A 25,618-nucleotide genomic window follows, 5' to 3' on the forward strand; every position below is an offset into this window, starting at 1 on the left:
TCACCACCCCATGAACGCCATGCCCAGGATCACCAAGCCGGCGAAGAACATCCTAACGTTCATCTTCACGACCTGGTCTATTCTCAGCCTTGCGTTTGTCGCTTCGAGGGCCGCTATGATCGGATAGAATGCAACGGTGAGGATGAACTGGAGGGCCAGTACGAGCGCCGCTCTCTCTGGGGTGTTTATCGGCCCGATCCAAGGCATCGTTAGCAGGCTGACGAAGAACCACAGCAGGGCGAAGCGCTTGATGTGTATCGCGTAGTAGAAGACCCCGAGGAGCCTTCCGCTGTACTCACCCAGCGGACCGCCTATGACTTCCTGCTCTGCCTCCGCAACGTCGAATGGGACAAAGCCGCTCTCAACGTAGAGCGCGTAGGCAAGGGCTATGTACGCGAGCACGAGCGACGGTGTGAGATGCAGGTTGGCTATGATGTCCGCTATGTTAAGGGAGCCGGCGTTGTAAGCAAGGACGCCGTAGAGAATGGCTATGAGCGGTTCCACCGTTAGGATGAGCTGGGCCTCTCTGGTAGCTCCTATGTGGCTGAAGGCGTTCTGGACGCTCAGGCCCCCGAGGATCAGGAAGACGCTGACCATCAGGATTACGTAGAAGAACACCACCAAGTTGAAGCCGAAGTCCACTGGTATGACGTTCCCGTAGGGCAGGAGCAGTGCTGCTGAGATAGCAGAGGCCAGGGCCAGGAACGGGGCTGCGGTGAAGAGTAAGCTTTTCGTTGGCTTAACGGATGGAAGGTTGAAGAGCTTCTGGAGGTCGTACCAGGTCTGCATGAGCGGCGGCCCGCGCCTGTACTGGAGTCTCGCCTTGACCCTTCTCGCTATTCCGTCAAGGTACGGCGGCAGGAGGAAGATGATGAGGATCCCAACGAGCTCGAATCCAACTTTGATCGTTGTCTCCATTTCCATCACCTCACAGGGCTATCAGGATTCCTATCACGGCCCCGATGACTACCAGGGTCAGTACCACGAAAGTTCCAAGTCTCATTCCTGGCAGGACGTTCTTGACGATCCTGAGCAGTCTGAGCAACGGTTTGAGGGCCTCCTCGTCTATGTTCATTATCTCCCTCTCGCGGAGGTCGTCGAGGGTCTCAACCTTTGTGTACGGGGTGTCGACTACCTTGGTGAAGTAGCTCGCCATCCAGAGGTAAGCCCTGGTTATGTAGTGGATTACTCCAGCTCCAACGGTGTAGAACCAGTCGCCGAGGCGATAGAAAGAGCCTATCTTCTTCTCGTACCAGTTGTAGTAGCCCTCGGCGTTCGTCCTGTACTCGTCCTCGTCTATTTCTGTTGAACCGCAGTCCCAGGGCTTCGTTTCCTTTCCGAACTCTGGCTTGAAGGTCAGGTACAGGGCAGCCGCGAGTGCGCCGAGGAGTATCACAAAGATCACCGGCGAGAAGAGCACCGAGCCGAAGCCTATTCTGTAAATGTTCTCGGTGAGGGGTGCGTTGAACGGCTCGTTGAGGATTGGGACCACTATCCTGGGGAACACTCCAATGATTAGGGTTAGACCTGCCAGGATCCACTGGCCGAGGAGCATTCCCGCCGGAACCTCCTCGACGTTCTCGTAGCGCTTCATCTCACCGCCGAACTGAGCTCCGTAGAATTTCATTGAATACGCAAGGGTTCCAGCACTGAAGAAGACCGCTAACACGGCTCCAAATATGAGCAAGGGATTTGAGGAACTGTAACCTGAGACGTAGATGAGCCACTTGCTTATGAAGCCGTTGAAGGGGGGAACACCGCTTATGGCGAGCGATGCAAAGAGTGCCGCTAGGGCCGTGAACTTCATCCTCCTGCCGAGGCCGCCGAGCTCGTTGAGGTCAACGGTTCCCGTCCTATACTCAACTGCCCCAGCCGAGAGGAAGAGTGAGGCCTTGAATATGGCGTGGTTGAGGGCGTGGAAGAGGCCGGCAAAGGCTCCGAGTGCCCCTATCGTCCCAAGGAAACCACCTTTTGGAACGAGAACCATCCCTATACCGATCCCCAGCCATATATAGCCCATCTGGCTTATTGAAGAGTACGCGAGCAGTCTTTTGGCGTTGTTTTCCCTGAGCGCGTACAGAGTTGCGTACGTGATTGTGATCATGCCCGCGAGGGCTACGATGATGCCTGCGTCTCCCTCGATTCCCGCTGTCTTCCATACAAGCGCCAGGATTCCGTAGAGTGCCATCTTCTCCATAGCTCCTGCCATTATTGCCGAAACGTGGGATGGGGCTGCCCTGTAGGTTTCTGCAACCCAGAAGCTGAAGGGGAATAACCCAGCCTTGGCAGTGAATGCGATCATCAAAAGTCCTGCAAACACAAGACGTGATGTGTGGTGTGTGGAGAGAGCCGCCCCTATGTTCTCGAACGTTAGCTCCTCGAAGTTTCCGATAAGTGAGTACGCCGTTCCGAGGGCGAGGAAGAGCGGGATCGTGTCGAGGAAGTGCATGGTGATGTAGTACTTGACGCTCGCGTTGACGTCCCTCGCTTTCTCGCTGAAGAAGACTAGTATGAAGGAACTGAGTGTCATTAGCTCCCAGCTCATAACGAAGTACTCCATGCTGTCAACGGTGACGACGAGTGTCATGCTGGCGAGGAACGTGTTGTAGGCTATCGCGTACACCCAGCCCTTTCCCGTTTTCTCAAAGAGATCCATATAATTGATCGCGAATAGCGAAGCCGCGACGCCCACTATGCCTATGATCAGCAGGAAGACGTTTGAGAGACCGCTCACGTTCATGGGGATCCCAAAGAGACTGAACATCTCTGGACCGTTGGTGTAGACGTGGTAGACCTCACCGAGGAGTGCGAGTGACCCCAGGAACGCCATGAAGCTCGAGGCCTTCACACTTACCCTGTAGTCCCTAACGAGGCCTATCACACCGCCAATGATGAAGGCTATGATAGCGTACTCAAGGAACATTTTTCATCACCCCATGAAGCTTATCTTCATGACAACGTCCAGCGTTATCCACGGGGCAACGATGCCTATGAGTATCAGAACGACCATTGCAGCGATCATGAGCTTTGGTTCACCCGTTTCTGCCCTTGGCTCTGGCTCACCGAAGAATATCTCCCTGAACCACAGGAGGACAACCACGAGGAAGATGGCCGCATCGAAGAGAACTACCGCAGGGAAGAGCCAGGAGGCAATGCCCCCTATCTCGCGTGTGCTCATGATTGTGAAAGCCTTGCTGAAGAACAGGCCGAGCGGAAGAACACCGGCCAATCCGAGGAAGCTCAGGAACCAGGCAACGCTGGCCCACGGAAGGCTTCTTTTTATTCCTCTTATGCCCTTGAGGTCTGTCGTTCCGAGGGAGTACACGAAGGCACCAACGCTCATGAAGGCGAGGGCCTTTACGAAGGCGTGGTTAACGACCTGGTAGATGGCTATCTGCAGGCCGACGTCGTGTCCGAGGAGTGCGTAGGCCAGTGTTATGTACGAAACGCCCGTCTGGCCTATCGTGGAATAGGCTATGAGCCTCTTGGCGTCGCGCTGGAGCGGGTAGTATATCATCATGAGAAGTATCAGCGCCACGGTGAGCGCTCCCAGGAGCCAGAAGTCGCCCCTGCCTGGGTTCATGTACTGGATAACGCGGAAGAGCATGAAGCTTCCCAGCGGAACTACTGAAGCCGCGTGGATGTATGCTGATGCCGGAACGGGCCCTGCCGTTGCATCCGGAAGCCACGAGTAGAAGAAGAACTGCGAGCTCATCGCGAAGGCCGCGAAGGTGAGAATCGCGAAGACCTTGTCCTTCGTTGACTGGGAGAGCGAGCCCATATTTGCAAGTTCTTGCCCGTTGCCGAGAAGGACGATCGAGAGCAGCAGGAGGAAAACGCCGAGGTTCAGGACGAGGAATGCCTTCAATGCCTTTCCTTCCGCGTTTCCATGGAAGTTCACGAGGTAAAACAGCGCCACCGCCATCAGCTCAAGGAAGATGGCGAACTGAACCAGGTTCGTTGAGTATATGAACGCCATGCTTGAACCCACGAGCAGTCCGAGGAGTGCGTAGAAGCGCCCCTTGCCTTCGTTGAGGGGAAATCCCCTGTTCGAGGGTCCCAGATAGTCGGCCGCGTAGAGTACGAGCAGGAATGCGGTGAGTATCGAAACGAAGCCCATCAAGACCGATGCCACGTCAACGTTGAGGCCGAATACCTCCCCGAGCTTGTTCCCGGAGGCGTAGGAGAAGTGGTAAACCTTATCAGCCCCGGATCCAAAGAAGGCGTAGGCCCCAAAGCCATTTATTGCCAGTGTAAGGCCAGTTATCAGGATTGCGAGGCCATCGGCGGTTCTGCCCTCCGTCCTATATATGAGCAGCAACAGGAAGGGCAAGAGTGCCGAGACTATGAACACGGTGCCGTTCACTTTTCACCACCCCTTGGTTTTTAACCCTTGGTTTCCATTGAAAAAAATTAATCAGAGGATGACGTAGGCCTTCTCGCCCTCTCCCTTCTCGGCCGAGCTCTTCAGATTGGCAACTACCTTTCCTTCCCTGTTCCAGAGTATCTCGTTCACATCGCCGAACTTAAGGGCCTCAGTTGGGCAGGCCGAGACACATGCTGGAAGCAGACCTTCTGCCCTTCTGTCGGCACAGAGGTCGCACTTGTCCATGATCTTGTTCTCCTCGTCGAGCTTGGGGACGCCGAATGGACAGGCTACGGCACACATGAGACAGCCGATACACTTGAGGGGGTCGAAGGCAACAGCTCCGTCCTTGTCCCTGAAGAGCGCTCCTGTCGGACAGACGTTGAGACAGGGGGCCTTCTCACAGTGGCGGCAGTTGAAGGGGACGGTGAAGAGGTCGGGAAACTCGAAGACCCTGATGCGGGCTTCGCCGTGAGCCATTTCACAGGCCACTTCACAGGCCTTACAGCCGATACAGCGCTTATAGTCGAGGAAAATCTTCTTGCTCATTCCAACCACCTCACTCCTCCACCTTACTAACCCTGGCCGCGACGGCCTTCAGCTCTGCCATCTTGGTTATCTCGTGGGTCTCCTCAAGGGTCAGGACGTTGACGTTCCAGTGCCAGGGCATCGCTATAACGCCCTCCCTGACGTGCTCAGTGACCTCTGCCCTCACGAGAACGCTTCCGCGCTTGGTCTCCACCTTAACGAGGTCCCCGCTCTTTATGCCGTACTTCTCGGCGTCCTTCGGGTTAATCATGACGTACTCCTCTGGCCAGCGCTTCTTCAGGCTGGGGCTCTCGAAGGACATCGTTCCCGTGTGCCAGTGGCCGACCTGCCTGAAGTTGGTGAGCCAGAGCGGGTACTCCTCGTCGGGCATCTCCGGCGGCTCACGCCACTTGACGGGCTGGAGGTGGGCCTTTCCATCTGCCGTCTTGAAGCCCTTCTTGAAGAGGATCTTCGTTCCCTCCCCTGGCTCTGTGCACGGGAAGAAGCATCCTTCGGGGTGCTCGGCGAGGTATTCGGGAGTTGCGCCTTTGAAGACCGGAATAACGCTGTTTATTTCCCTGAGAATCTCGTCCGGGTGCTCGTACTTGAAGTACTCACCGAGCCCGAGCTCCTTGGCTAGCTCAACAAGAATGAGCCAGTCGGGCTTTGCTTCACCGGGGGCTTCGGCGGCCTTGTAAGTCCTCTGAACCCTCCTCTCGGCGCTTATTGCCGTTCCCGTCTTCTCGAACCATGCTGCCGCCGGGAGGACTATGTCGGCGTATTTAGCCGTCTCGGTGAGGAATATGTCCTGCACAACGAGGAAGTCGAGCTTCTTGAGCTGCTCCTGAACCCACTTGCTGTTCGGGGCAGACTTGGCGATGTTGCCGCCGACGATGTACATCATTTTGATTGTGTTACCAATCTCGCGTATCATGCTGGTGAGGTCAAGGCCAACCCAGTCGGGTATCTTGAAGCCCCAGAGCCTCTCGAGCTCAGCTCTCGCGGCCTCGTCGGTAACGAGCTTTCCAGTGGGGAGCTTGTTGGGGGCGATGCCGCTCATCGCCGCACAGAATCCACACTGCGCTCCCGGGAAGACACCGCTCCAGACGCCTTCCTTGCCGATGTTGCCGGTGATCGCTATGAGATTCGCAAGGGCGAGGGCAAACTCAAAGCCGTTGACGTGCTGGTTGAGACCCTCGTTGACGAGAAGGGCCGTTCTCTTCGTCGCTATTAGCCTCGCGACCTTCCTTATGTCTTCAGCTGGGACACCGCTTATCTTCTCGGCCCACTCTGGGGTGTAGTCCTTAACGGACTCCTTGAGCTCCTCGAAGCCAACAGTCCTCTCCTGGACGAACTCCCTGTCGTAGAGCTCCTCGCTTATGACAACGTTGAGCATGGCCAGGGCTATCGCAAGGTCGGTTCCGGGATAGGGCTTAAGGTGGATTGAGGCGTACTTGTGGCCCCTCGTGGCACGTGGGTCAATAACAACCATCTCGGCGCCGTTGTCAAGGACGGCCTTCTCGATGTACTGACCGAAGAAGACCGGCGCGGTTTCAGCAGGGTTGTGGCCCCAGATGACTATCAGCTCGGCCTTGGCAACGTCCTCGAAGGGGTTCGTGGCCGGAGCGCTTCCAAACACCTTGGTTCTCGCAGGGGCGTTGGAGTACTGGCAGTACCTTCCCGGGAAGTCGAGGTGGTTGGTTCCTATTGCCTTTGACAGCTTGTGGACGAGGTAGTTCTCCTCGAGGGTTATCTTCTCGCTTCCGAGGAAGGCTATTGCCTCGGGGCCATAGGTCTCCTTGATTTCCTTGATTTTCTCTGCGATTATCCTGTAGGCCTCATCCCAGCTTATCTCCTCGAACTTCCCTTCTCCCCTCTCTCCAACGCGCTTGAGCGGCTTCTTGAGTCTCTTAGAGCTGTTGATGAACTGGTAGGAAGCAACGCCCTTGGGGCAGAGCTTTCCGCGGTTGACGGTGGGGTGGTCGTAGTCGAACTCGATCTTCCTGATGTAGCCGTTAACGCTGACCGCGTAGAAGCGACAGCCGACTGAACACCAGGGGCATACAACAGGTACGAGTTTCTCTGCCATGGCTATCACCCTTCTAATGACTGACCAGTCATTTAGAATGAACGTCAAGACCTTAAATAGTTTTCTGCAATGGCCGAAACAGAATGAACTAATGTGGAAAACTGTGTTAAATGGGTGTTTCAAACACTGGCCGAGAGACGAAGGTGGTTAAGGACGACGTCAACGGCCTTCTTGAGATAGTGCTCCCTTGAAAAGCCCAGACAATCCCCTGCATGGAGATAGTGCATCAAAGAGGCTAAAAACACCTGAAACGCTATGAGCGCGTCCTCAAAACCCACTTTAACGTAAGCAGTAATTCTCCTCGCTCCTTCCCTTAAAAGCTCCGAGCAGGCTTGGTGATAGATATCGTCAATGCTCTTCATCCTCTCGCGAACCGAGAGCATGTGGAAGAAGATCTCCGCCCGGTAGTTCTCTGAATAAAAGCTAAGGAACTCTCTCCCAAGCTGGAGAAGGTAGCTCTCAAGTGTCGGGAACGAAACAGTAATGTAAGGGTCGTTTAAGGACGGCATGGCCATTATGGGCATTACCTCGAAGGCGAGCTCTTTTATGAGGTCGTCCTTGCTCTTGAAGTATAGGTAAAACGTCCCCTTGGCAACTCCCGCCCTGGCGACTATCTCGTCTACCGTCGTTTTATCAAAGCCCTTCTTCGCGAAGAGCTCCATTGCCGCGGAAACGAGCTTCTCGCGGGTTTTACCGGGGGACTTTGTGACCATTCCCATCCCTTCTGACTACACGGTCATTTCCTTATGGACAGCTATGTGCAGAAGGGAATTTAAACTTTCCGCTCGGTGGACATAACATAGAGAACAAAAAAGAGTCTGTAAAATCACAGAACCGAATTAATTAGCTCCTCATCTACCTTTGCGACCTCTGAGAGGAGTTCCCCGAGCTCTCCAGGAACTATCTTTGCGAAAAGCCCCATGTTCATACCGAAGACGTACACACCGTCAGGCATCTCTATTATGGAGAACTTGCACGGCATCATGGCTGAAATCCAGCGGTTCTCGGGCTTTTCGAGGGCCTTCTTTGCGAACTCCTTGTTGCAGATTTCAACGATTGCAAACCTTATTCCGAGCTTTTCAGTGAAGTCATACTCCCCGATAACGCTCCAGCCCAGCTCGTCAACCTTTTTCTTAATCCTCTCGAGGGTTTCCTCAAATCCGTGTTTGCTCTTCACTCCTTTGACCATCTGCTTCATCATGTCCTCCATGCCAGTCACCTGACTGACTGGTCAGGAAAAGGTCTATAAATCGTTTTCCTTCACCTTTGGTTGGTAACCATGGCCCTGATGTTAGCTGGAAGGGTCGTTGAAGTCAGGGATGGAAAGGCGATAGTCGACGTTGATGGCCAGCTCAGAGAAGCAAAGCTGGACTTCGTGAGGAACGTGAAACCTGGGGACTACGTAAAGATTTACTACGGCATAGTCCTTGAGAAGGTCACGAGAGAAGAGGCTGAGGAGACCCTTGCGAGGTGCTCCTACCACCGCTCGAGCAAACTCGAACTGACCTTCACGGTTTCAAACCTGAAGTTTTAGATAGGCCTAAATAACCCGGTCGAGAACCCTGGGTAGGTGAAGCTCATGTGCTTGGCAACCGTCGCTAAGGTTTTGGAAGTTAACAGGGAGAAGGGAACCGCGTGGGTTGACTTCGGGGGCGTTAAGAGAGAGGCGAGGATTGATTTGATGCCCGATGTCAAGCCCGGTGAATACGTGCTTATTCACACGGGTTTCATAATAGAGAAGGTTGACGAGCAAACGGCCAAGGAGATACTGAGCGCCTGGGAGGAGGTCTTCAAAGCCGAGGAAAACGCACTTGGAGGTTACTACTACCCGGGTGATTGAGATGAGCCTGCAGTCGGTTCTTGCCCCCTACAGGGACAGAGAGATAGCTCAAAAGCTCGTGGAGAAAATCAAGGAAGAGGCAAAAACCCTCGACGGCGAGATAAGGATAATGCACGTCTGCGGGACTCACGAGGACACGATTACCCGCTCTGGAATTCGCTCGCTCCTTCCAGAGAACGTTAAAGTAGTCAGCGGACCCGGCTGTCCGGTCTGCATAACACCGGTTGAAGATATCGTGGCGATGCAGCTGATTATGAAAAAGGCCCGTGAGGAGGGAGACGAGATAATCCTCACGACCTTCGGTGACATGTACAAAATCCCCACTCCAATGGGAAGCTTTGCCGACTTGAAGAGCGAGGGCTACGACGTGAGGGTCGTTTACTCTATCTACGATGCCTATAAGATGGCCAAGGAGAACCCCGACAAAACCGTCGTCCACTTCAGCCCTGGCTTCGAAACGACAACCGCCCCAACAGCCGGGATGCTTAACGCCGTCGTCAACGAGGACATCGAGAACTTCAAGATTTATTCCGTGCACAGGCTCACGCCCCAGGGAATAGAGGTTCTCATAAAGCAGAAGAGCAGGATAGACGCGCTCATAGATGCGGGTCACGTCTCGACGATAATAGGCGTCAGGGGCTGGGAGTTCCTGAGCGAGAAGTATGGAATCCCACAGGTCATAGCGGGCTTCGAGCCTAACGACGTCCTCCTCGCGATTCTGCTCCTCATAAGGATGTACAAGGAAGGAGACGCGAGGGTGGTGAACGAGTACAAGCGCGCCGTCAAGTACGAGGGCAACGTTGTCGCGCAGGAACTCATGAACAGGTATTTCAAGGTGGTCGATGCAAAGTGGCGCGCCCTCGGCGTGTTTCCCAAGACTGGCCTTGAGGTCAGGGACGAGTTCAAAGAGCTCGAAATAAGAAACTCCTACCGCGTCGAGGTGCCGAAAAACCTGCCAGACCTTGAAAAAGGCTGTCTCTGCGGCGCCGTGCTTAGGGGTCTGGCGATGCCAACCGACTGTCCGCACTTTGGCAAGACCTGCACGCCGAGGCACCCGATAGGGCCCTGCATGGTGTCCTACGAGGGAACCTGCCACATCTTCTACAAGTACGGGGCGTTGTTCTAACACCAAAGGTTCAAAACTCCCCTCTCGTTTTCAACTTTTGGTTTTGGAAATCTATAAAGGCTCCAAATACCGAGAAAAAGCGGTGAAAGCCATGAAGGCCTACCGTATTCACGTTCAGGGAATAGTTCAGGCCGTTGGATTCCGGCCGTTCATCTATAGAATAGCTCACGAGCACAACCTGAGGGGTTACGTCAAGAACCTTGGGGATGCGGGAGTCGAGATAGTCGTTGAGGGACGGGAGGAGGACATAGAGGCCTTCATACGGGACATCCACCGCAAGAAGCCCCCGCTCGCGAGGATTGATAGGCTTGAGAAGAAAGAAATCCCGCCCCAGGGTTTTCCGGAGTTCTACATCGAGAAGAGCTCAAAGGGTGGAAGGGGAGGGGACTCGATAATCCCTCCTGACATAGCGATCTGCGAGGACTGCCTGAGGGAGCTCTTCGACCCGACGAACAAGCGCTATATGTACCCGTTCATCGTCTGCACCAACTGCGGGCCGAGGTTCACAATCATCGAGGACCTGCCATACGACCGCGAGAACACCACGATGCGCGAGTTTCCCATGTGCGACTTCTGCAGGAGCGAGTACGAGGACCCGCTTAACAGACGCTACCACGCCGAGCCGATAGCCTGTCCCGTCTGCGGGCCGAGTTACCGTCTCTACACGAGCGACGGGGAGGAAATTACTGGAGACCCACTGAGAAAGGCGGCGGAGCTGATAGACAGGGGCTACATCGTCGCCATCAAGGGAATCGGTGGCATTCACTTAGCGTGCGACGCGACCAACGAGGAGGTCGTTGCAGAGCTGAGGAAGAGGACCTTCAGGCCCCAGAAGCCCTTCGCTATAATGGCCGATAGCCTTGAGACGGTCAGAAGCTTCGCCTACGTGAGCAGGGAGGAAGAGGAGGAGTTAACCAGCTATAGAAGACCAATCATAACGCTCCGCAAGAGGGAGCCCTTTCCCCTGCCCGAGAACCTTGCGCCCGGTCTGCATACAATCGGCGTCATGTTGCCTTACGCGGGAACGCACTACATACTCTTCCACTGGAGCAAAACGAAGGTTTACGTTATGACCTCAGCCAACTACCCGGGAATGCCGATGGTCAAGGACAACGAGAGGGCCTTTGAAGAGCTGAGGGATATGGCCGACTACCTGCTCCTCCACAACAGGAAGATACTCAACCGGGCGGACGACAGCGTGATTCGCTTCGTCGACGGAAGGAGGGCAGTGATAAGGAGGAGCAGAGGTTTCGTGCCACTGCCGATAGAGATTCCCTTCAACTACCGCGGTTTAGCCGTTGGCGCCGAACTTATGAACGCCTTCGGCGTGGCCAAGAACGGGAAGGTCTATCCTAGCCAGTACATCGGCAACACGGGGAAGGTCGAGGTTCTTGAGTTCATGAGGGAAGCGATAGAGCACTTCAAGAGAATCCTAAGGGTTAAGGAGTTCGATTTAATCGTCGCCGACCTCCACCCGACCTACAACACCACAAAACTCGCTATGGAGCTTGCCAACGAGATGGGGGTTGAGCTCCTCCAGGTTCAGCACCACTACGCCCACATAGCGAGCGTTCTGGCCGAGAAGAACCTCGAATCAGCTGTGGGAATAGCCGTTGATGGAGTCGGCTACGGGACGGATGGAAACGTTTGGGGTGGTGAGGTGCTCTATCTGGGCTATGAGGACGTTGAAAGACTGGCGCACATAGACTACTATCCTCTCCCGGGCGGGGATTTGGCGAGCTATTACCCGCTCAGGGCTCTTATGGGAATACTGAGCAAGGTTTATGGCATAGACGCGCTTGAAGGGGTCATAAGGAAGTGCTGTCCGAAGGCGATAGAAAGCTTAAAGTACGGCGAGGTTGAGTTCTCGGTCGCTTTGAACCAGCTCGCCAAGGGCATAAACCTCGCCTACGCTTCCTCGACGGGCAGGGTTCTGGATGCTTTCGCGGTTCTGCTCAACGTGGCCTACAGAAGGCATTACGAGGGTGAACCTGCAATGAAGCTCGAGAGCTTTGCCATGAAGGGCAAGAACGACCTCGGCTTTACCGTCCCGATTGAAGGCGAGCTGATAAGGGTTGAAGAGCTCTTCACTCAGGCTCTCGATGTCCTCGAAAAAGCCTCGCCAGCTGACATAGCTTACTCGGTTCACCTGGCCCTCGCAAGGGCCTTTGCAGGGGTTGCCATTGAGAAGGCCAGGGAATTCGGCGTGAAGGACGTCGTGATGAGCGGAGGTGTTGCCTACAACGAGCTGATAGTGAAAACCGTGAGGAAGGCGGTTGAGGCGTCGGGCCTTAGGTTCCACGTTACAACCGAAGTCCCGAGGGGGGACAACGGGATAAACGTCGGCCAGGCCTTCCTCGGCGGACTTTACTTAGAGGGCTATCTGACGAAGGAGGATTTGATGCTGTGAAGGTTTAAGTGTGGAACGACCCAAATAGATGCGGTGGGAGTCATGGGGAAGGTCATCACGATTAGGGTTCCGGACTGGATTGGCGACGACTTCATCAAACGGATAGAGCGTATGGTTGAAGAAGAGATAGAGAGGGCCTTCGCCTCCGGTAGGGTGGATAGGGAGACGTACCTCCGTTTCGTCGAGACCTATAGCACTACCAAGGACGTTCTCCTCGAAAACGATGAGGAACTGCTCGCTGAGATGAGAAAAAAGGAAAAGGCGAGGATAAATGACAGTTATTGACACCAACGTGGTCATGAGACGAGTCAAGACAGGAGAAGAAATATCGGAAAACATCACGGAGGTCACTGCCGTTGAGTATCCTCCCGTTTTAAGCTATCGAAAGTTTAACGGAGAAATCCTCCTGATAACACGCAGGACAGTGGCGATAGCCATAGAGCTCCAGAGAAAGCTTAGAGAAATTGGAAAACCAAAGCAGTTCGCGGACCTTATGATAGCGGCCATTTGTATAGCCAACGGCGAGAAGCTCATAACTTATGATTCCGATTTCAAGGACATCGCTGATGTTTCAGAACTGGAGGTGGAGGTTCTCTAATGCCCGTAATCCCGAGGGAAGAGCTCCTCGAAATCCTACGCGAGGTGAAGGAAAGGCTGAGAGATATCCTCGGCGACGACTTAGTCGAGGTCATCCTCTTCGGCTCGTACGCGAGGGGTGAGGCAAGGGAAGACAGCGACGTTGACGTTTTAGTCGTAGTCAGGAGAAGGGTAACACTCGAAGAGTACGACAGACTCAGTGAAATTACAGAGAAATACGTTCTGGAGAAAGGGTTAGTTATCTCGCTCATCGTTTATCCTATCAGTCCGGGAATGGAACACGACCCGCTGATTCAGAACGTTCACGTGGAGGGTATCAAAGTATGAACAAATACGAGGAAATGCTGAAAAAAGCCCACGAGAGTCTTGAGGCGTCGAAAACGTTGCTGGAGAAGGGATTTTATGCCTTCGCGCTCTCACGGGCCTATTACACGATGTTCTACTGCGCCGAGGCGATTCTGCTGACAAAGGGAATAAGCGTCTCAAAGCACTCTGCAGTCATAGCACTCTTCGGCAGGGAGTTCGTGAAGACCGGCGAAGTTCCCCACAAGTTTTTCACGCACCTTCGCACCGCGTTTAATCTCAGACAGACCGCGGATTACTCCTTCGTGGTTGATATAACCGAGGAAGAGGCGCGCGAAAACATAAGACGCGCCGAAGAATTCCTTGGATTTACGAGGAGCTACCTCTCATCGAAAGGCTTTCTGGAGGGTTGAAAATGGGTGAAAAGATAAAGCTCGAACACGGTGCTGGCGGGGAAATAATGGAGGAACTCCTGAGAAACGTCATACTGAAGACCCTAACACTGAAGAGCGCGGGTGGAATAGGGCTGGACGCTCTGGACGACGGGGCGACAATACCCTTTGGCGATAAGTACATAGTCTTTACGATAGACGGCCACACGGTCAAACCGCTCTTCTTCCCGGGTGGAGATATAGGAAGGCTCGCGGTTAGTGGAACAGTCAATGACTTGGCGGTGATGGGGGCCAAGCCCTTGGCCTTGGCCAACTCGATGATTATTGGAGAAGGCCTCGATATGGAAGTCCTTGAGAGGGTTCTCCGCTCGATGGACGAAACCGCCAGAGAAGTTCCCGTTCCAATAGTCACGGGCGACACCAAGGTGGTCGAAGAGCCGATAGAGATGTTCGTGATTACCGCGGGGGTTGGAATCGCGGAGAGGCCGATAAGCGACGCCGGGGCGAAGGTTGGGGATGTAGTCCTCGTCAGCGGGACGATAGGCGACCACGGGATAGCGCTGATGAGCCACAGGGAGGGGATAGCCTTCGAGACCGAGCTAAAGAGCGACGTAGCTCCCATATGGGAGGTCGTTGAAGCCGTCGCCAAGGCCATTGGCTGGGAAAATATACACGCGATGAAGGACCCGACAAGGGCCGGGCTTAGCAACGCCCTCAACGAGATTGCCCGTAAGAGCAACGTCGGAATCCTCGTGAGGGAAGATGCAATACCCGTGAAGCCCGAGGTGAGGGCCGCGAGCGAGATGTTGGGAATCAGCCCCTACGATGTTGCGAACGAGGGGAAAGTGGTTATGGTCGTCGCCAGGGAGTATGCGGAGGAAGCCCTTGAGGCAATGAGGAAAACGGAGAGAGGGAAAGACGCGGCGATAATAGGGGAGGTAATAGAAGAATACAGGGGGAAAGTTCTCTTAGAGACCGGAATCGGCGGAAAGAGATTTATGGAGCCGCCCGAAGGCGACCCCGTGCCGAGGATATGTTGAGCCGGGTGATTTTGGGCTTTTTGCTTTCATTTTCTGAAAAACAGATAAAGGGGGATGGAAAGGTCACTCCTCCGGCTTTGGAAGCGTGACCTCGACGCCGAGGACCTTCCACATGGCCTTTATCTGCTCGCGGAGCTGGTCGATTGCCTCTGGCCTCTTGAAGAGGTGCTTGAACCTGCCCTGCAACTTAAGGTACTCCTCTATGGGTTTCTTGAACTCGATGGCAACTACTTTGCCTCCCTCGCGCTTGACCTTCGCGCCTCCTCCTGGGCTCTGTATCTTGATGTTGTGGAAGTCGCCGTTCTCGATCTCGAAGAGTGGCCATATTCCAGTCTCGATGGCGAGCCTAGCTATTTCAACGCCCTTCTCGAGCGGGCTCTTCCATCCGGTCGGGCAAGTACAGTGAACCTGGACGAAGGCCGGGCCGTCGACCTTAGCGGCCTTCTTCATCTTCCTGACGAAGTCGAAGGGGTTGCCTATGCTCGCGGTGGCGACGTATGGAACCTGGTGGGCCGCAGCAATGAGGGCGACCCACTTCTTGGGCTTGTCCTCACCGATGGAGTACTTGCCGGGAGGTGAGGTGGTCGTCCAGGCTCCGTAGGGGGTAGAGCTTGAGCGCTGAATTCCCGTGTTCATGTAGGCCTCGTTGTCGTACATCAGGTAAACGACGTTGTGTCTCCTCTCGAGCATACCGCTGAGGGCCTGAAGGCCTATGTCGGCGGTACCACCGTCACCGCCTATGGCAAGTATCTTGCCCTTGAGTCCCTTCTTCTTCCAGGCGGCCTCAATACCGCTCGCGGCGGCGGCCGCGTTCTCAAAGGCTACGTGCACCCATGGAACCTTCCAGGCGGTGTAGGGGAAGACCGCCGAAACGACCTCCATACATCCCGTGGCCTGGGCTATGGCGAAGGCGTTCGGGTCGCCGTACTTTTCCTCCATAGCCTCGCTGAAGGCCTTTGTGGCGAGCTTAAGAGCGATTGCACAGCCACAGCCGGCACACGCGGCGTGACCGGGCGCCCAGTACTCGCGAGTTGTGATAGGGGGCTTCCTAACGGCCATCTTCATCACCTCACAGTATCTCCTTCCTGAGGCCTATCCAGTTGACCTCCTCAAACTCCTCTCCATTGAGGGCCTTCTGCGCTATAGCCAGGGCCTCGTCGAGGTTCTGGAACGTGACGTCCCTGCCACCGAGACCGACGATGTAGTCGATGATAATCGGCTTCTCCTTCTCGTTTATCAGGGCCCTGCTGAAGTCCTGGAAGAGGGCTCCTCCAACGCTGAAGGTGACGTTCTTCTCGAGGAGAGCCAGAACCTTGGCCTTCTTAGCCAAAGCGCGGACTTCCTCAATCGGGAACGGGCGGTAAACGGTGAGCTTCGCCGCTCCGGCCTTGATGCCCTTCTCGCGGAGGTGGTCAACGTACTCCTTGACGGTTCCGGCGAGTGAGCCCATCGTGACGAAGATTATCTCGGCGTCATCTGTGCGGTACTCCTCGACCTTCTGGTACTTTCTACCAAAGCGCTTCTCGAACTCGGCAAAGGCTTCATCTATGACCTTCCTCGCGTTCTCGTTGGCCTCCCAGACGGTGTAGCGGGCCTCCATGTAGTGGGCTGGGAACGCTAAAGTACCCTGGGTTATGGGCCTCTTCGGGTCAACGTAGGCGTGCTTGGGCTCGTACTCGCCGAGGAACTCGTCAACTACCTCCTGGTCCGGAATCTCGACGGGCTCGACGGTGTGGGTGAGGATGAACGCGTCGAAGCCAACCATCGCCGGGAGGAGAACGCGCTCGTCCTCGGCGACCTTGTAGGCTATCAGGATGAGATCCAAAGCTTCCTGGTTGTTCTCGGCGTAGAACTGGAGCCAGCCGGTGTCGCGCTCGCTTATGCTGTCCTGCCAGTCGTTCCAGATGTTAATCGGAGCGCTAAGAGAGCGGTTTCCAATTGCCATGACTATCGGAAGACGCATTCCAGCGGCGATGAAGAGCACCTCGTGCATCAGAGCCAGACCCTGCGAAGCGGTCGCGGTGAAGGTTCTGACGCCAGCGGCGGAAGCACCGACGCAGGCTGAAATGGCCGAGTGCTCGCTCTCGACCTTGATGAACTCCGCATCGAGCTCGCCGTTAGCGACGAACTCGCTGATCTTCTCGGGAACTAGGGTTGACGGTGTAATCGGGAAGGCCGCTATGACCTTCGGCTTGGCAAGCTTCGCGGCCCACGCAGCGGCTTCGTTCGCCTTCATAACGGTTCTAATCGGCATCTTTCACCACCTCACTTGCTCTCCCTAACCATAACTATAGCATCGGTCGGGCACTCGTTCGCGCAGATTCCACAACCCTTACAGTAGTCGTAGTCGAAGACCGGGTAGTTCTCCTCGTCGAGGTAGATGGCAGGCTCGGGGCAGTAGATGTAGCAGAGGTAGCAGCGAACGCACTTGTCCCTGTAGAACTCGGGCATGAAGACTCTCCACGAGCCGGTCTTGTTGATTACGCTACTCCCCGGGATGTAGGCAATAGCTCCCGGAGTCATCTTTTCGCTATACTCCTTCTGAACCCTCTCAATGTCGGCCTTAAACGGGCTCTCAGCCATATTTATCACCTCGAGTGAGTTATCAGCACAAAACTTAAAAGTTACGGGCTCAGCCGAACACCTCGGCGAGCTTCTTCAGCTTCTCCCATTCGCGGAGCACCCAGGCTTGGAGGTTCTCGATGTCCTCCCTGGTCATGTACTTAAAGCGACCCTGGAGCTTGAGGAACTCCTCAATCGGCTTCGGCTCCTTCTTGGGTGAGGGCATGTTGATCTTGTACTTCCCGTTCTCGTACTCGAAGAGCGGGAAGTAAGCCGTCTGAACGGCGAGCCTTGCTATCTCGATGCTCTTGTCGGTCGGCGAGCGCCAGCCCGTCGGGCACGGGCTAAAGAGCTGGATGAAGCTCGGTCCCGGTATCTTTCTGGCCTTCTTGAGCTTCCTTATGAAGTCCTCTGGAAACGCAACGCTCGCGGTCGCAGCGTAGGGAACCTCGTGCGCTATGACGATGTCGATGACCTTCTTCTTGTGCCTCTTCTCGAGGAAGTGCATCTTTCCTCCAGGGGTGTTCGTCGTCCAGGCTCCGTAGGGGGTAGAGCTTGAGCGCTGAATTCCCGTGTTCATGTAGGCCTCGTTGTCGTACATTATGTAAACGGCGTCGTGGCCCCTCTCAAGGAATCCGCTCAAAGCCTGAAGGCCTATGTCGGCGGTACCACCGTCGCCGGCCCAGCCGACGACCATTACCCCATCTTCGCCCTTGACCTTTATTCCCCTCGCCTTCAGAGCGGCCTCGATACCGCTTATGACGGCTCCAGTCGTCTCAAAGGCGGTGTGGAAGAGGTTGGCGTCGAGGGTGTTGTAGGGCCACGCCCCGGCTATGATGGTTGAACAGCACGCGGGGATGACAACAATCGTCTTTTTGCCGTAAGCCTTGAGGACGTAACGCAGTCCGAGTGAAGCACCGCAACCCTGACAGGCGGTGTGGCCGGCAAAGAAGTGCTCCTCAGCGGGAATGGTCAACCTTTTCTTAATGCTCTCGGGGATCTCCATCATTCTCACCTCTTGAGGTGGTACCACTCAACCTCTCTATCGAGCTTTCCTGCCTCGATAACTCTCTTCATGTCCTCGGCTATGGCCTTGACGTCAGGAACGGTGAAGTCCCTGCCACCGAGTCCGACGATGTAGTTCTTCATTATCGGCCTCGCTGATGTGTTGTAGAGAACGCCCTTCGCCTCGTTGAAGAGTATGCCCTCCTGGCCGAAGGAGAAGTTCCTGTCAAGGACGGCTATGCCCTTAACGCTCTCGGCTATCTCAAGGAGTTCCTCCTTCGGGAACGGGCGGAACCATCTAACTTTCGCGTAGCCGACCTTGTAGCCCTCTTTTCTGAGCAGGTCTACTGCTTCTTTAACGGTTCCCATGAGGGAGCCCATGCCCATGAAAACGAAGTCCGCATCGTCAACGTAGCCCTTCTCAATCATCTCGCTGTAGTCCCTGCCGAAGCGCTCGCCGAACTCCTTACCGACGTCCTTGATGACCTTCTTCGCATCTTCCATCGCCTTCGCGAGCTTGTAGCGGAACTCGTAGTAGTCGTTGGGGGTTGCAAGTGCACCGACCGAGATTGCCCTGCTGAAGTCCGCCAGGTCGTAGAGGGGCTTCCTCGGCGGGAGGAACTCGTCGACAAGCTCCTGCGGAATCATCTCGACGACGTCGTAGGTGTGGCTCAGTATGAAGGCGCTCTCTATAACCATCGCGGGCACGTTAACGGTCTCGGCTACCTTGAAGGACATCAGGACGCCGTCGTAGACTTCCTGGTTGTTTTCCGCGTAGAACTGCATCCAGCCAGTATCGCGCTGGGCGAGGCTGTCTGTCTGGTCGTCCCAGACGCTCCACGGGGGAGCCATGGCACGGTTAACGTTGACCATGACGACGGGAAGCCTCGCACCGCTTGCCCAGTGAAGCATCTCGTGCATCAGAGCGAGACCTTGGGCGGAGGTAGCGGTAAAGGCTCTTGCACCGGCGGCTGAAGCTCCAATGCTCGCGGCCATGGCCGAGTGCTCGCTTTCGACGGGAACGTACTGAATATCGGCCTCCCCGTTCGCTATGAACTCGGCTATCTTCTCGATGATGCTCGTCTGAGGGGTGATTGGGTAAGCGGCGACGACCTGAACGCGCGCGTGCTTCACCGCGTAAGCGGCCGCGTAGTTTCCGCTCACAACCTTTCTAATAGGCTTGTACTCGGCCATATCACTTCTCCTCCTTCTCCATCGTTATGGCGTTGGTCGGGCACTCGTTCGCGCAGATTCCACAACCCTTACAGTAGTCGTAGTCTATGCCAACGTAGCCGTCCTCACGGATGTAGATTGCTGGCTCCGGGCAGAACTTCCAGCAGATGTAGCACTTGACGCACTTCTCTTCGATTATTACCGGGATGAACGTCCTCCAGTCACCGGTGAAGTTGCTTAGCGTTGTGGCGAGGCTTATTGGTGCCTCAGGATACTGATCAACCGATGTGAAGACGATCTTCTTTGCCTCGGTCTTTTTCTCACCAAACAGCGTGTTCAAACTCCTCCCCTCCTCCTCAAAAGGGTTAAAGTAAAATTAGAGCTCGTAGACAGTGGTCTTGTTGAAGGCTTCCTCGGCTGCCTTGGCGTTCTTCTCGCCGAGGGCTCCGGAGAAGGTCTCCTTAATTGCCTCCTGAACGCTCTCGAGCTTCACTAGGCCGGTTGCCTTCGCGACCGCTCCAAGGATGGCCGTGTTCGTGATTGGAAGGCCGAGAACCTCGAGGGCTATGCTGGTCGCGTCGACGAGGGCCAGCTTGCCCGGCTTCTTCTTGAGTTTTTCAAGGACTTCCTCCTTGCTCTTCTCCGTGTTTATGATAACGATCCCGCCATCTTTGAGACCGGCCGTAACATCTACAGTCTCCAGAAGGCTTGGATCGAGCACTACGACGATGTCCGGCTCATAGATCTGGGTCTTTATCCTTATCGGCTTGTCGTCTATTCTTGTGAAAGCTGTAACCGGTGCTCCACGCCTCTCAACACCGAAGAAGGGGAATGCTTGGACGTACTTTCCTTCCTTGAAGGCCGCTGAGGCCAGAATGTTCGCAGCGGTAACTGCACCCTGTCCACCCCTACCGTGAAAACGTATCTCGATCATACTTCCTGCCTCCTTGGGGTTTTTTCAATGAGTTTTCAACCGTTGCATTTATTTGCCTTTCGGTATTGCCTTAATCTCCCCCAGGAGGTACCCGCTGGGTAATCGTGAACAGAAGAGGTCGGCAATGGTTTTTTAGCGGCAGAGCTTCCCGAAGAACCTTCGAAAAACTTTTAAATAGACTATGCATCACCATATAGACTATATAGGGGGGATAATGATGGAGGCAGTGGCCATCGCTATGGTTGCAGTGGCGTTCTACATCGCCTGGAACATAGGTTCCAATGATTCCGCAAACGCCATGGGCACCGCTGTGGGAGCGGGAATACTGAGCTTTCGCCAGGCGACACTTACCATAGCTATTTTCACTCTCTTAGGTGCATACCTCAAAGGGTACAAGGTCATGAAGACCGTGGGAAAAGGCATAGTCCCCCCTGGCTATCTTACTGTTGAACTGGCCGTTATAGCCCTTCTCTCCGCCGGTGTGTGGGTTACCATAGCGACTGTCAAAGGCCTGCCCGTTTCCACGACCCAGGCAATAGTGGGCGGGGTCCTCGGCGTTGGCCTCAGCATTGGGGCTCCAGTCAACTGGGAAACGATGGGGAAGATCGCCGGAGCTTGGGTTTTCTCACCGGTTCTCTCGGGAATCTTCGCGGCAATTCTCTACAAGTTTTACTCGCGCGTTGTCTCCAGTATAAAGAGCATATCTACTATTGAAGCCCTCTATAAGGCCCTGGCTATTCTTGGTGGTTCCTACATGGCCTTTAACTTTGGAACCAACGAGGTTGCGAACGCCTCCGGTCCGATCGTTGGAGCGGGTTTTCTCGAGCCAAGAACGGCTGGCATTTTAGTCGCTTTAAGCCTTGCAATGGGATCGCTCACATTCAGCTATGCGGTTATGCACACGGTTGGCAAGAAGATAACCGCCTTGGGACCTATCTCTGCCTTCGCCGCGCAGTTTGGCTCGGCTATATCAGTGAGCCTTGCAAACGTTCTCGGCCTGCCTGTGAGTTCCAGTCAGGCAATAGTGGGCGGTGTTGTTGGGGTTGGGTTAATAACAGGGGAGGGCGTTGATAAGAGGGTTATCAAGGACATACTCTTCGGCTGGGTGGCCACTCCCACTGTAGCCGTCCTGATATCGCTGATAGTTTTCCGGCTCTTCCACCTAGTGGGCCTCGTTTGAGGGATGCTCCAGTTTTATCCCCAGTCTCGTTAGTTCCTTTATCATTCCAACCTGCACGAGTCCTTCGACCTCAACTTCGTCTCCATAGGAAACGCTTAGAACTTCCCCGATCGATTCCAGGAGCCCTAGAACCTTTCCGGGGTCAACGGTTGATGGGATGAGTATCTTGAACCTCCTGTACTTCGGAAGGGAGGGGATTATCTCCTCAAGGGCCCTTTTGAGCTCTTCCAGAATGCCGAGCTTTGCTGAGGTCTTTACTACCGCCCTCACGCTCGGTGCCAGCTCATCTGCTATTTCCATTATTCTCCGTCGTTTCTCCTCCACATCTTCATCATTCGTCAGGTCAATCTTGTTCAGAACGATCACCATCGGTTTATCAAGGGCTTTTAGTTCTCTGAGGATTTCTATTGAGGCAAGTAGTTTTCTCCTTACCTCTGCCCAGGGCTCACTCGCGTCTATGACGAGGAGAACGATGTCGGCCTTTACTATCTCTTCAAGGGTTGAGTGGAAGGCCTCGACGATGAAGGGGGGCAGGTTGTCGATGAACCCGACGGTGTCCGTCAGGAGAACCCTCTTCCTTCCAAGCTTGAACCTCCTGGTAGTTGTGTCGAGGGTTGTAAACATCTGATCCCTGGCCTCAACGCTTTCTCCAGCCAGGGCGTTGAGGAGTGTGGATTTGCCCGCGTTCGTGTAACCTGCTAGTGCTATGAGAAGGAACCCGAGTTCTTCCCTCCTCTTTCGCTTGACCCCCCTATCTGCCCTAACGCGCTCAAGCTCCTTTCTTATCTTCCCCATCCGGTAACGGATGTGTTTGAGGTACTGCTGGGTCTGGTACTCACCCATCCCCTTGAAGCCTGCCCTATCGCCGAGTTTTATCCTCCGTATTGCCTCCTTAACGAGTGGAACCTCGTACTGAAGACTTGCAAGTTCGACCTGAAGTTTGGCCTCCTTGGAGTGAGCCCTCTTTTCAAATATCTCCAGCACGAGCTGCCACCTGTCTAGGATTTCAACACGGAGCTCCTTCCAGAGGTTGTAGGCCTGAGAAGGGGTTAAACGGTTTGCAAAGATCACCTTGTCAGGTCTGAGCTCCTTGACGAGCTCTTTGAGCTCCTCGAGCTTTCCCCTTCCGATGTTGTAGCGAGGGTGCTCCTCCCGGTTCTGCTCAAGAACGGCAAGAACCTCATAACCCGCGCTCCTCAAGAGCTCCTCGAACTCCTCCCTGCTGAGCCTCTCCCTTCGCGAGTACCTTATGACACCTATAGCCTTCATATCTCTCATCTTCAGTTTGCTGGAGTGTTTAAAAAGTCATCTCTTACTATCGCAAGACTTATAAACTCCTTAAAATTCTCAGAGTTGGTGAGTACTAATGGTCAAGATTAAAAGAAGCTGGCTCATCATTGTTCTTATTTTCGCTCTGCTGGTTGGTTATGGCTTTTCTGTATACCGTGAATTGAAAACCCCAGAAGTATACGCCACCTATGACTTGGTTGTTGAGAGGTATGTCTCTTACCTTTCTTGGCCTGAGGAGGAAATAAAATCCGGACCCTTTACTTTTGAATTTAGGGGACCTGAGTTTATCCCATACCGGGACTCTCGCAGCGTCCCCGTTCCGCTGATCTTCCGTGTTTTCACTTGTCAAGAGCCGGATGATCCGCAGCCGGTGAACTATACCATAGACATCTGGTACACGGTATATAACGGAACATCCGTTCCAAGTTTCATGACCCTCTCTGACGTGGTTCCTGTGGGGAACATCAGTGGTGAGGATGTTTTCATGTTCTTCATCAACTACACCCTCGATGACAAGGGGGAGGCCTTTCAACTCGGCATCGCCCCCAAAGGAGGTCAAGTCTCATTTTCCAGAGGGGATGGAACCGTCTGGTCCCTCAAGGACATTGGGGCCTTTGTTGACACCGATGGGTTCTCTGGCAGTTCCACCTGTTACCTTCCGGAAAGCGAGCTCCCACCTCTTCGTTACCTTGGCAGGATCACCGTCGTTGCGACCGATCACAGGCTTCCGGAAACTGTGGTAGCAGTCCTCTCCGTAAACGGAAGCAGGATAGTGAAGGGTGGGAGGATCGGGTTCCTTGCGGTGATGAGGATGGGCCTGAGAAAAAGGCACCTCGGCATCTCCCGCTGGCATGGAGTACCCTATCTAACCACCGTTGACACGCGAAAGACCCTCACCCTCTGCTCTTACTTGGGGGACGATTACCCTGAACCTGATGGGTACATTTTTGCTATTCCCGTGTCCTCTTATGACATCTCTGTTGATCGTTCCACTTCCACAAACCTTTTTAACCGGGGTTGATATTGGCCGTGTGTATGATAGCCCTTGGTATTGAGGGAACGGCCCATACCCTCGGCATAGGAATCGTTACTGAGAAAAAAGTCCTCGCAAACGTATTCGACACTCTCACCACCGAAAAGGGCGGAATCCACCCGAAGGAAGCGGCAGAGCACCATGCCCGGCTCTTAAAGCCCCTCCTCAGAAAGGCCCTTCAGACGGCTGGAATAACGATGGAGGACGTTGACGTCATAGCCTTCTCCCAAGGCCCCGGTCTTGGGCCGGCTTTGAGAGTTGTCGCCACAGCCGCGAGGGCCCTGGCCATAAAGTACAACAAGCCGATAGTCGGCGTCAACCACTGCATAGCCCACGTCGAGATAACCAAGATGTTCGGCGTTAAGGATCCCGTTGGACTCTACGTCAGCGGTGGAAACACCCAGGTTTTGGCCCTTGAAGGCGGCCGCTACCGCGTTTTCGGCGAGACCCTCGACATTGGAATAGGAAACGCGATAGACACCTTCGCGCGCGAACTCGGCATAGGCTTTCCCGGCGGGCCGAAGATAGAGAAGCTTGCGCTTAAGGGTGAGAGATACATCGAGCTTCCCTCTGCGGTTAAGGGAATGGATTTAAGCTTCTCCGGGCTGTTGACGGAAGCCGTGAGGAAGTACCGCACCGGCAGGTACCGCGTTGAGGACTTGGCCTATTCCTTCCAGGAAACTGCCTTCTCAGCCCTCGTCGAAGTAACTGAAAGGGCAGTGGCACATACCGGCAAGAATGAGGTCGTTCTCGTTGGTGGAGTGGCAGCTAACAACCGCCTGAGGGAGATGCTTAAGATAATGGCCGAGGATCGCGGCGTGGAGTTTTTCGTCCCGCCCTATGATCTTTGCAGGGACAACGGGGCCATGATCGCTTACACTGGTCTTAGAATGTACCTTGGTGGCGTAAGGTTTAAGATCTCAGACACCGTAGTGAAACAGAAATTTAGAACCGATGAGGTTGATGTTACATGGAGCTGATAGTTCCTCTGTACGAGGTAGTGTACGACGTCGTCCTCCTCTTCGCGATGGCTTACATATGGTTCTTCTTCTTCAGAAGGTGGAACCGCTATACTGCCGAGCTAAAGCCATTTATCAGGAACGCTGCAGTGTTTCTTGGGTTTGCGGTGGTTGGGAGGTTTGTTGATCTGGTGGGCGATTTCTACAGGATCCCCTATCTCAATGCATTTCTATCCTTCTTTTATGGAACTGCAATAGTGGGCGTCATATACACGATGATTAGGTATGTGCTACTTCTAGAGGAAAGTTATCTACATTTCAGGCTCTCGTCCTACTCATCCCATACAAAGGCAGCGGCAGAGCTCAAGGGGGCCTACATTGCCCTTGGCTCCAAATCTAAGTTTGTGGATGTGATGGAACTCATAAAATCGGCAAAGTTACCAACGCTCGTCTTCACGAGGAACCCCCACCTCTATCAGGGGATGGAGTTCGTGGTTCCGGTCTGGGTGACCCAGGCAACGGATCAGGGGATTTCCCCGACGAAGCTTCACGTGATTCAGGAGCACGCACTCAAGTTCATTCGCAAGAACCCGAACGCGATCGTGCTCATTGACTGCCTGGAGTACCTGCTCCTCTACAACGATTTCGCAGCCGTTTACAAGTTTCTCATCAACCTGAAGGATTACCTGATCCCCGCGGGTGCCGCGCTTATAGTCATTGTCGATGAGAGCGCCCTTGACGAGAGGCAGCGTGCGCTTCTCCTGAGGGAGTTTGAACCCCTGTGAGGGTCC

28 protein-coding genes are annotated in these 25,618 nt (G+C 54.5%); 13 read left to right on the top strand and 15 right to left on the bottom strand.

Features of this window, described 5'->3' with window-relative positions:
- The 7 genes from TGAM_RS01240 to TGAM_RS01270 form a co-directional block, all read right to left on the bottom strand.
- On the bottom strand, positions 1–924 hold the full coding sequence (locus TGAM_RS01240; RefSeq protein ID WP_238516229.1) for a respiratory chain complex I subunit 1 family protein: 924 nt from the start codon (positions 922–924) through the stop codon (positions 1–3).
- Positions 925–928: 4 nt separating this feature from the next.
- Positions 929–2,923 carry a proton-conducting transporter transmembrane domain-containing protein gene (locus TGAM_RS01245; protein WP_015857867.1) on the bottom strand — a complete coding sequence of 665 codons (1,995 nt, stop codon included), beginning with the start codon at positions 2,921–2,923 and terminating at the stop codon, positions 929–931.
- A 6-nt stretch (positions 2,924–2,929) separates the two neighbouring features.
- Complete coding sequence (locus TGAM_RS01250) at positions 2,930–4,366, bottom strand: hydrogenase 4 subunit D (protein ID WP_015857868.1); 1,437 nt, start codon at positions 4,364–4,366, stop codon at positions 2,930–2,932.
- A 51-nt stretch (positions 4,367–4,417) separates the two neighbouring features.
- Complete coding sequence (locus TGAM_RS01255) at positions 4,418–4,915, bottom strand: 4Fe-4S dicluster domain-containing protein (protein ID WP_015857869.1); 498 nt, start codon at positions 4,913–4,915, stop codon at positions 4,418–4,420.
- Positions 4,916–4,925: 10 nt separating this feature from the next.
- Complete coding sequence (gene fdhF / locus TGAM_RS01260; RefSeq protein ID WP_048810991.1) at positions 4,926–6,983, bottom strand: formate dehydrogenase subunit alpha; 2,058 nt, start codon at positions 6,981–6,983, stop codon at positions 4,926–4,928.
- 119 nt (positions 6,984–7,102) lie between these two features.
- Positions 7,103–7,702 carry a TetR/AcrR family transcriptional regulator gene (locus TGAM_RS01265; RefSeq protein ID WP_048810992.1) on the bottom strand — a complete coding sequence of 200 codons (600 nt, stop codon included), beginning with the start codon at positions 7,700–7,702 and terminating at the stop codon, positions 7,103–7,105.
- A gap of 107 nt (positions 7,703–7,809) precedes the next feature.
- Positions 7,810–8,193, bottom strand: a complete 384-nt coding sequence (locus TGAM_RS01270; protein ID WP_015857872.1) for a DUF302 domain-containing protein — start codon at positions 8,191–8,193, stop codon at positions 7,810–7,812.
- Between the two features lie 69 nt (positions 8,194–8,262).
- Between TGAM_RS01270 and TGAM_RS01275 the strand changes: the two genes are divergently transcribed.
- From TGAM_RS01275 to hypE, 9 genes are all read left to right on the top strand, one after another.
- The gene (locus TGAM_RS01275; RefSeq protein WP_015857873.1) at positions 8,263–8,517 is read left to right on the top strand and encodes a HypC/HybG/HupF family hydrogenase formation chaperone; all 255 of its coding nucleotides are present in this window, start codon (positions 8,263–8,265) and stop codon (positions 8,515–8,517) included.
- A 45-nt stretch (positions 8,518–8,562) separates the two neighbouring features.
- Positions 8,563–8,823 carry a HypC/HybG/HupF family hydrogenase formation chaperone gene (locus TGAM_RS01280; RefSeq protein WP_015857874.1) on the top strand — a complete coding sequence of 87 codons (261 nt, stop codon included), beginning with the start codon at positions 8,563–8,565 and terminating at the stop codon, positions 8,821–8,823.
- Between the two features lies 1 nt (position 8,824).
- A complete protein-coding gene (gene hypD, locus TGAM_RS01285) occupies positions 8,825–9,949 on the top strand; it encodes a hydrogenase formation protein HypD (protein WP_015857875.1) in 1,125 nt (374 codons plus the stop codon).
- A 91-nt stretch (positions 9,950–10,040) separates the two neighbouring features.
- Complete coding sequence (gene hypF, locus TGAM_RS01290; protein ID WP_015857876.1) at positions 10,041–12,359, top strand: carbamoyltransferase HypF; 2,319 nt, start codon at positions 10,041–10,043, stop codon at positions 12,357–12,359.
- A gap of 42 nt (positions 12,360–12,401) precedes the next feature.
- Positions 12,402–12,644, top strand: a complete 243-nt coding sequence (locus TGAM_RS01295) for a hypothetical protein (RefSeq protein WP_048810993.1) — start codon at positions 12,402–12,404, stop codon at positions 12,642–12,644.
- Positions 12,631–12,957: a type II toxin-antitoxin system VapC family toxin gene (locus TGAM_RS01300; RefSeq protein WP_015857878.1), complete on the top strand. Its 327-nt coding sequence runs from the start codon at positions 12,631–12,633 to the stop codon at positions 12,955–12,957. Before TGAM_RS01295 ends, TGAM_RS01300 begins: the two co-directional genes overlap by 14 nt.
- Positions 12,957–13,283, top strand: a complete 327-nt coding sequence (locus TGAM_RS01305) for a nucleotidyltransferase domain-containing protein (protein ID WP_015857879.1) — start codon at positions 12,957–12,959, stop codon at positions 13,281–13,283. Before TGAM_RS01300 ends, TGAM_RS01305 begins: the two co-directional genes overlap by 1 nt.
- Positions 13,280–13,672: a HEPN domain-containing protein gene (locus tag TGAM_RS01310; protein ID WP_015857880.1), complete on the top strand. Its 393-nt coding sequence runs from the start codon at positions 13,280–13,282 to the stop codon at positions 13,670–13,672. The genes TGAM_RS01305 and TGAM_RS01310 overlap by 4 nt, the downstream gene beginning before the upstream one ends.
- Positions 13,673–13,674: 2 nt before the next feature.
- Positions 13,675–14,691, top strand: a complete 1,017-nt coding sequence (hypE, locus tag TGAM_RS01315; protein WP_015857881.1) for a hydrogenase expression/formation protein HypE — start codon at positions 13,675–13,677, stop codon at positions 14,689–14,691.
- A 63-nt stretch (positions 14,692–14,754) separates the two neighbouring features.
- On the opposite strand, the gene porB is transcribed toward hypE, so the two are convergent.
- From porB to TGAM_RS01350, 7 genes are read right to left on the bottom strand one after another with little or no spacing between them, the layout of a single operon-like run.
- Complete coding sequence (porB, locus tag TGAM_RS01320; protein ID WP_048810994.1) at positions 14,755–15,750, bottom strand: pyruvate synthase subunit PorB; 996 nt, start codon at positions 15,748–15,750, stop codon at positions 14,755–14,757.
- A 10-nt stretch (positions 15,751–15,760) separates the two neighbouring features.
- Positions 15,761–16,945: a pyruvate synthase subunit PorA gene (porA, locus tag TGAM_RS01325; protein WP_015857883.1), complete on the bottom strand. Its 1,185-nt coding sequence runs from the start codon at positions 16,943–16,945 to the stop codon at positions 15,761–15,763.
- 11 nt (positions 16,946–16,956) lie between these two features.
- Positions 16,957–17,274 (bottom strand): pyruvate synthase subunit PorD, encoded by a 318-nt coding sequence (porD, locus tag TGAM_RS01330; RefSeq protein WP_015857884.1) that lies wholly within the window; start codon positions 17,272–17,274, stop codon positions 16,957–16,959.
- Between the two features lie 49 nt (positions 17,275–17,323).
- On the bottom strand, positions 17,324–18,259 hold the full coding sequence (locus TGAM_RS01335; RefSeq protein ID WP_015857885.1) for a 3-methyl-2-oxobutanoate dehydrogenase subunit beta: 936 nt from the start codon (positions 18,257–18,259) through the stop codon (positions 17,324–17,326).
- A gap of 5 nt (positions 18,260–18,264) precedes the next feature.
- On the bottom strand, positions 18,265–19,452 hold the full coding sequence (gene porA, locus TGAM_RS01340) for a 2-ketoisovalerate ferredoxin oxidoreductase subunit alpha (RefSeq protein WP_015857886.1): 1,188 nt from the start codon (positions 19,450–19,452) through the stop codon (positions 18,265–18,267).
- A gap of 1 nt (position 19,453) precedes the next feature.
- Positions 19,454–19,771 carry a 3-methyl-2-oxobutanoate dehydrogenase subunit delta gene (locus TGAM_RS01345; RefSeq protein WP_015857887.1) on the bottom strand — a complete coding sequence of 106 codons (318 nt, stop codon included), beginning with the start codon at positions 19,769–19,771 and terminating at the stop codon, positions 19,454–19,456.
- A gap of 36 nt (positions 19,772–19,807) precedes the next feature.
- Positions 19,808–20,365, bottom strand: coding sequence for a pyruvate/ketoisovalerate ferredoxin oxidoreductase subunit gamma (locus TGAM_RS01350; RefSeq protein ID WP_015857888.1), 558 nt, complete (start codon positions 20,363–20,365; stop codon positions 19,808–19,810).
- A gap of 217 nt (positions 20,366–20,582) precedes the next feature.
- Between TGAM_RS01350 and TGAM_RS01355 the strand changes: the two genes are divergently transcribed.
- The gene (locus TGAM_RS01355) at positions 20,583–21,545 is read left to right on the top strand and encodes an inorganic phosphate transporter (protein WP_015857889.1); all 963 of its coding nucleotides are present in this window, start codon (positions 20,583–20,585) and stop codon (positions 21,543–21,545) included.
- Here TGAM_RS01355 and hflX read toward each other — a convergent pair.
- The gene (gene hflX / locus TGAM_RS01360) at positions 21,528–22,814 is read right to left on the bottom strand and encodes a GTPase HflX (protein ID WP_048810995.1); all 1,287 of its coding nucleotides are present in this window, start codon (positions 22,812–22,814) and stop codon (positions 21,528–21,530) included. The two genes, TGAM_RS01355 and hflX, sit on opposite strands and share 18 nt — an antisense overlap.
- 97 nt (positions 22,815–22,911) lie before the next feature.
- On the opposite strand from hflX, the gene TGAM_RS01365 reads away from it, so the two are divergent.
- From TGAM_RS01365 to TGAM_RS01375, 3 genes are read left to right on the top strand one after another with little or no spacing between them, the layout of a single operon-like run.
- Positions 22,912–23,856, top strand: a complete 945-nt coding sequence (locus TGAM_RS01365; RefSeq protein ID WP_015857891.1) for a hypothetical protein — start codon at positions 22,912–22,914, stop codon at positions 23,854–23,856.
- A gap of 14 nt (positions 23,857–23,870) precedes the next feature.
- The gene (locus tag TGAM_RS01370; RefSeq protein WP_015857892.1) at positions 23,871–24,848 is read left to right on the top strand and encodes a bifunctional N(6)-L-threonylcarbamoyladenine synthase/serine/threonine protein kinase; all 978 of its coding nucleotides are present in this window, start codon (positions 23,871–23,873) and stop codon (positions 24,846–24,848) included.
- Positions 24,839–25,612, top strand: coding sequence for a DUF835 domain-containing protein (locus TGAM_RS01375; protein ID WP_015857893.1), 774 nt, complete (start codon positions 24,839–24,841; stop codon positions 25,610–25,612). Before TGAM_RS01370 ends, TGAM_RS01375 begins: the two co-directional genes overlap by 10 nt.
- The last annotated feature ends 6 nt before the right edge of the window (positions 25,613–25,618 follow it).

It is taken from the genome of Thermococcus gammatolerans EJ3, assembly GCF_000022365.1.
Taxonomy (GTDB): Archaea; Methanobacteriota_B; Thermococci; order Thermococcales; family Thermococcaceae; genus Thermococcus; species Thermococcus gammatolerans.

Bases quoted from the DNA above. Each gene is read 5' to 3' on its own strand.
- TGAM_RS01240 (WP_238516229.1), bottom strand. From the start codon at position 924: ATGGAAATGGAGACAACGATCAAAGTTGGATTCGAGCTCGTTGGGATC.
- TGAM_RS01245 (WP_015857867.1), bottom strand. From the start codon at position 2,923: ATGTTCCTTGAGTACGCTATCATAGCCTTCATCATTGGCGGTGTGATA.
- TGAM_RS01255 (WP_015857869.1), bottom strand. From the start codon at position 4,915: ATGAGCAAGAAGATTTTCCTCGACTATAAGCGCTGTATCGGCTGTAAG.
- fdhF (WP_048810991.1), bottom strand. From the start codon at position 6,983: ATGGCAGAGAAACTCGTACCTGTTGTATGCCCCTGGTGTTCAGTCGGC.
- TGAM_RS01265 (WP_048810992.1), bottom strand. From the start codon at position 7,702: ATGGGAATGGTCACAAAGTCCCCCGGTAAAACCCGCGAGAAGCTCGTT.
- TGAM_RS01270 (WP_015857872.1), bottom strand. From the start codon at position 8,193: ATGGAGGACATGATGAAGCAGATGGTCAAAGGAGTGAAGAGCAAACAC.
- TGAM_RS01275 (WP_015857873.1), top strand. From the start codon at position 8,263: ATGGCCCTGATGTTAGCTGGAAGGGTCGTTGAAGTCAGGGATGGAAAG.
- TGAM_RS01280 (WP_015857874.1), top strand. From the start codon at position 8,563: ATGTGCTTGGCAACCGTCGCTAAGGTTTTGGAAGTTAACAGGGAGAAG.
- hypD (WP_015857875.1), top strand. From the start codon at position 8,825: ATGAGCCTGCAGTCGGTTCTTGCCCCCTACAGGGACAGAGAGATAGCT.
- hypF (WP_015857876.1), top strand. From the start codon at position 10,041: ATGAAGGCCTACCGTATTCACGTTCAGGGAATAGTTCAGGCCGTTGGA.
- TGAM_RS01295 (WP_048810993.1), top strand. From the start codon at position 12,402: ATGGGGAAGGTCATCACGATTAGGGTTCCGGACTGGATTGGCGACGAC.
- TGAM_RS01300 (WP_015857878.1), top strand. From the start codon at position 12,631: ATGACAGTTATTGACACCAACGTGGTCATGAGACGAGTCAAGACAGGA.
- TGAM_RS01305 (WP_015857879.1), top strand. From the start codon at position 12,957: ATGCCCGTAATCCCGAGGGAAGAGCTCCTCGAAATCCTACGCGAGGTG.
- TGAM_RS01310 (WP_015857880.1), top strand. From the start codon at position 13,280: ATGAACAAATACGAGGAAATGCTGAAAAAAGCCCACGAGAGTCTTGAG.
- hypE (WP_015857881.1), top strand. From the start codon at position 13,675: ATGGGTGAAAAGATAAAGCTCGAACACGGTGCTGGCGGGGAAATAATG.
- porB (WP_048810994.1), bottom strand. From the start codon at position 15,750: ATGGCCGTTAGGAAGCCCCCTATCACAACTCGCGAGTACTGGGCGCCC.
- porA (WP_015857883.1), bottom strand. From the start codon at position 16,945: ATGCCGATTAGAACCGTTATGAAGGCGAACGAAGCCGCTGCGTGGGCC.
- porD (WP_015857884.1), bottom strand. From the start codon at position 17,274: ATGGCTGAGAGCCCGTTTAAGGCCGACATTGAGAGGGTTCAGAAGGAG.
- TGAM_RS01335 (WP_015857885.1), bottom strand. From the start codon at position 18,259: ATGGAGATCCCCGAGAGCATTAAGAAAAGGTTGACCATTCCCGCTGAG.
- porA (WP_015857886.1), bottom strand. From the start codon at position 19,452: ATGGCCGAGTACAAGCCTATTAGAAAGGTTGTGAGCGGAAACTACGCG.
- TGAM_RS01350 (WP_015857888.1), bottom strand. From the start codon at position 20,365: ATGATCGAGATACGTTTTCACGGTAGGGGTGGACAGGGTGCAGTTACC.
- TGAM_RS01355 (WP_015857889.1), top strand. From the start codon at position 20,583: ATGGAGGCAGTGGCCATCGCTATGGTTGCAGTGGCGTTCTACATCGCC.
- hflX (WP_048810995.1), bottom strand. From the start codon at position 22,814: ATGAAGGCTATAGGTGTCATAAGGTACTCGCGAAGGGAGAGGCTCAGC.
- TGAM_RS01365 (WP_015857891.1), top strand. From the start codon at position 22,912: ATGGTCAAGATTAAAAGAAGCTGGCTCATCATTGTTCTTATTTTCGCT.
- TGAM_RS01370 (WP_015857892.1), top strand. From the start codon at position 23,871: ATGATAGCCCTTGGTATTGAGGGAACGGCCCATACCCTCGGCATAGGA.
- TGAM_RS01375 (WP_015857893.1), top strand. From the start codon at position 24,839: ATGGAGCTGATAGTTCCTCTGTACGAGGTAGTGTACGACGTCGTCCTC.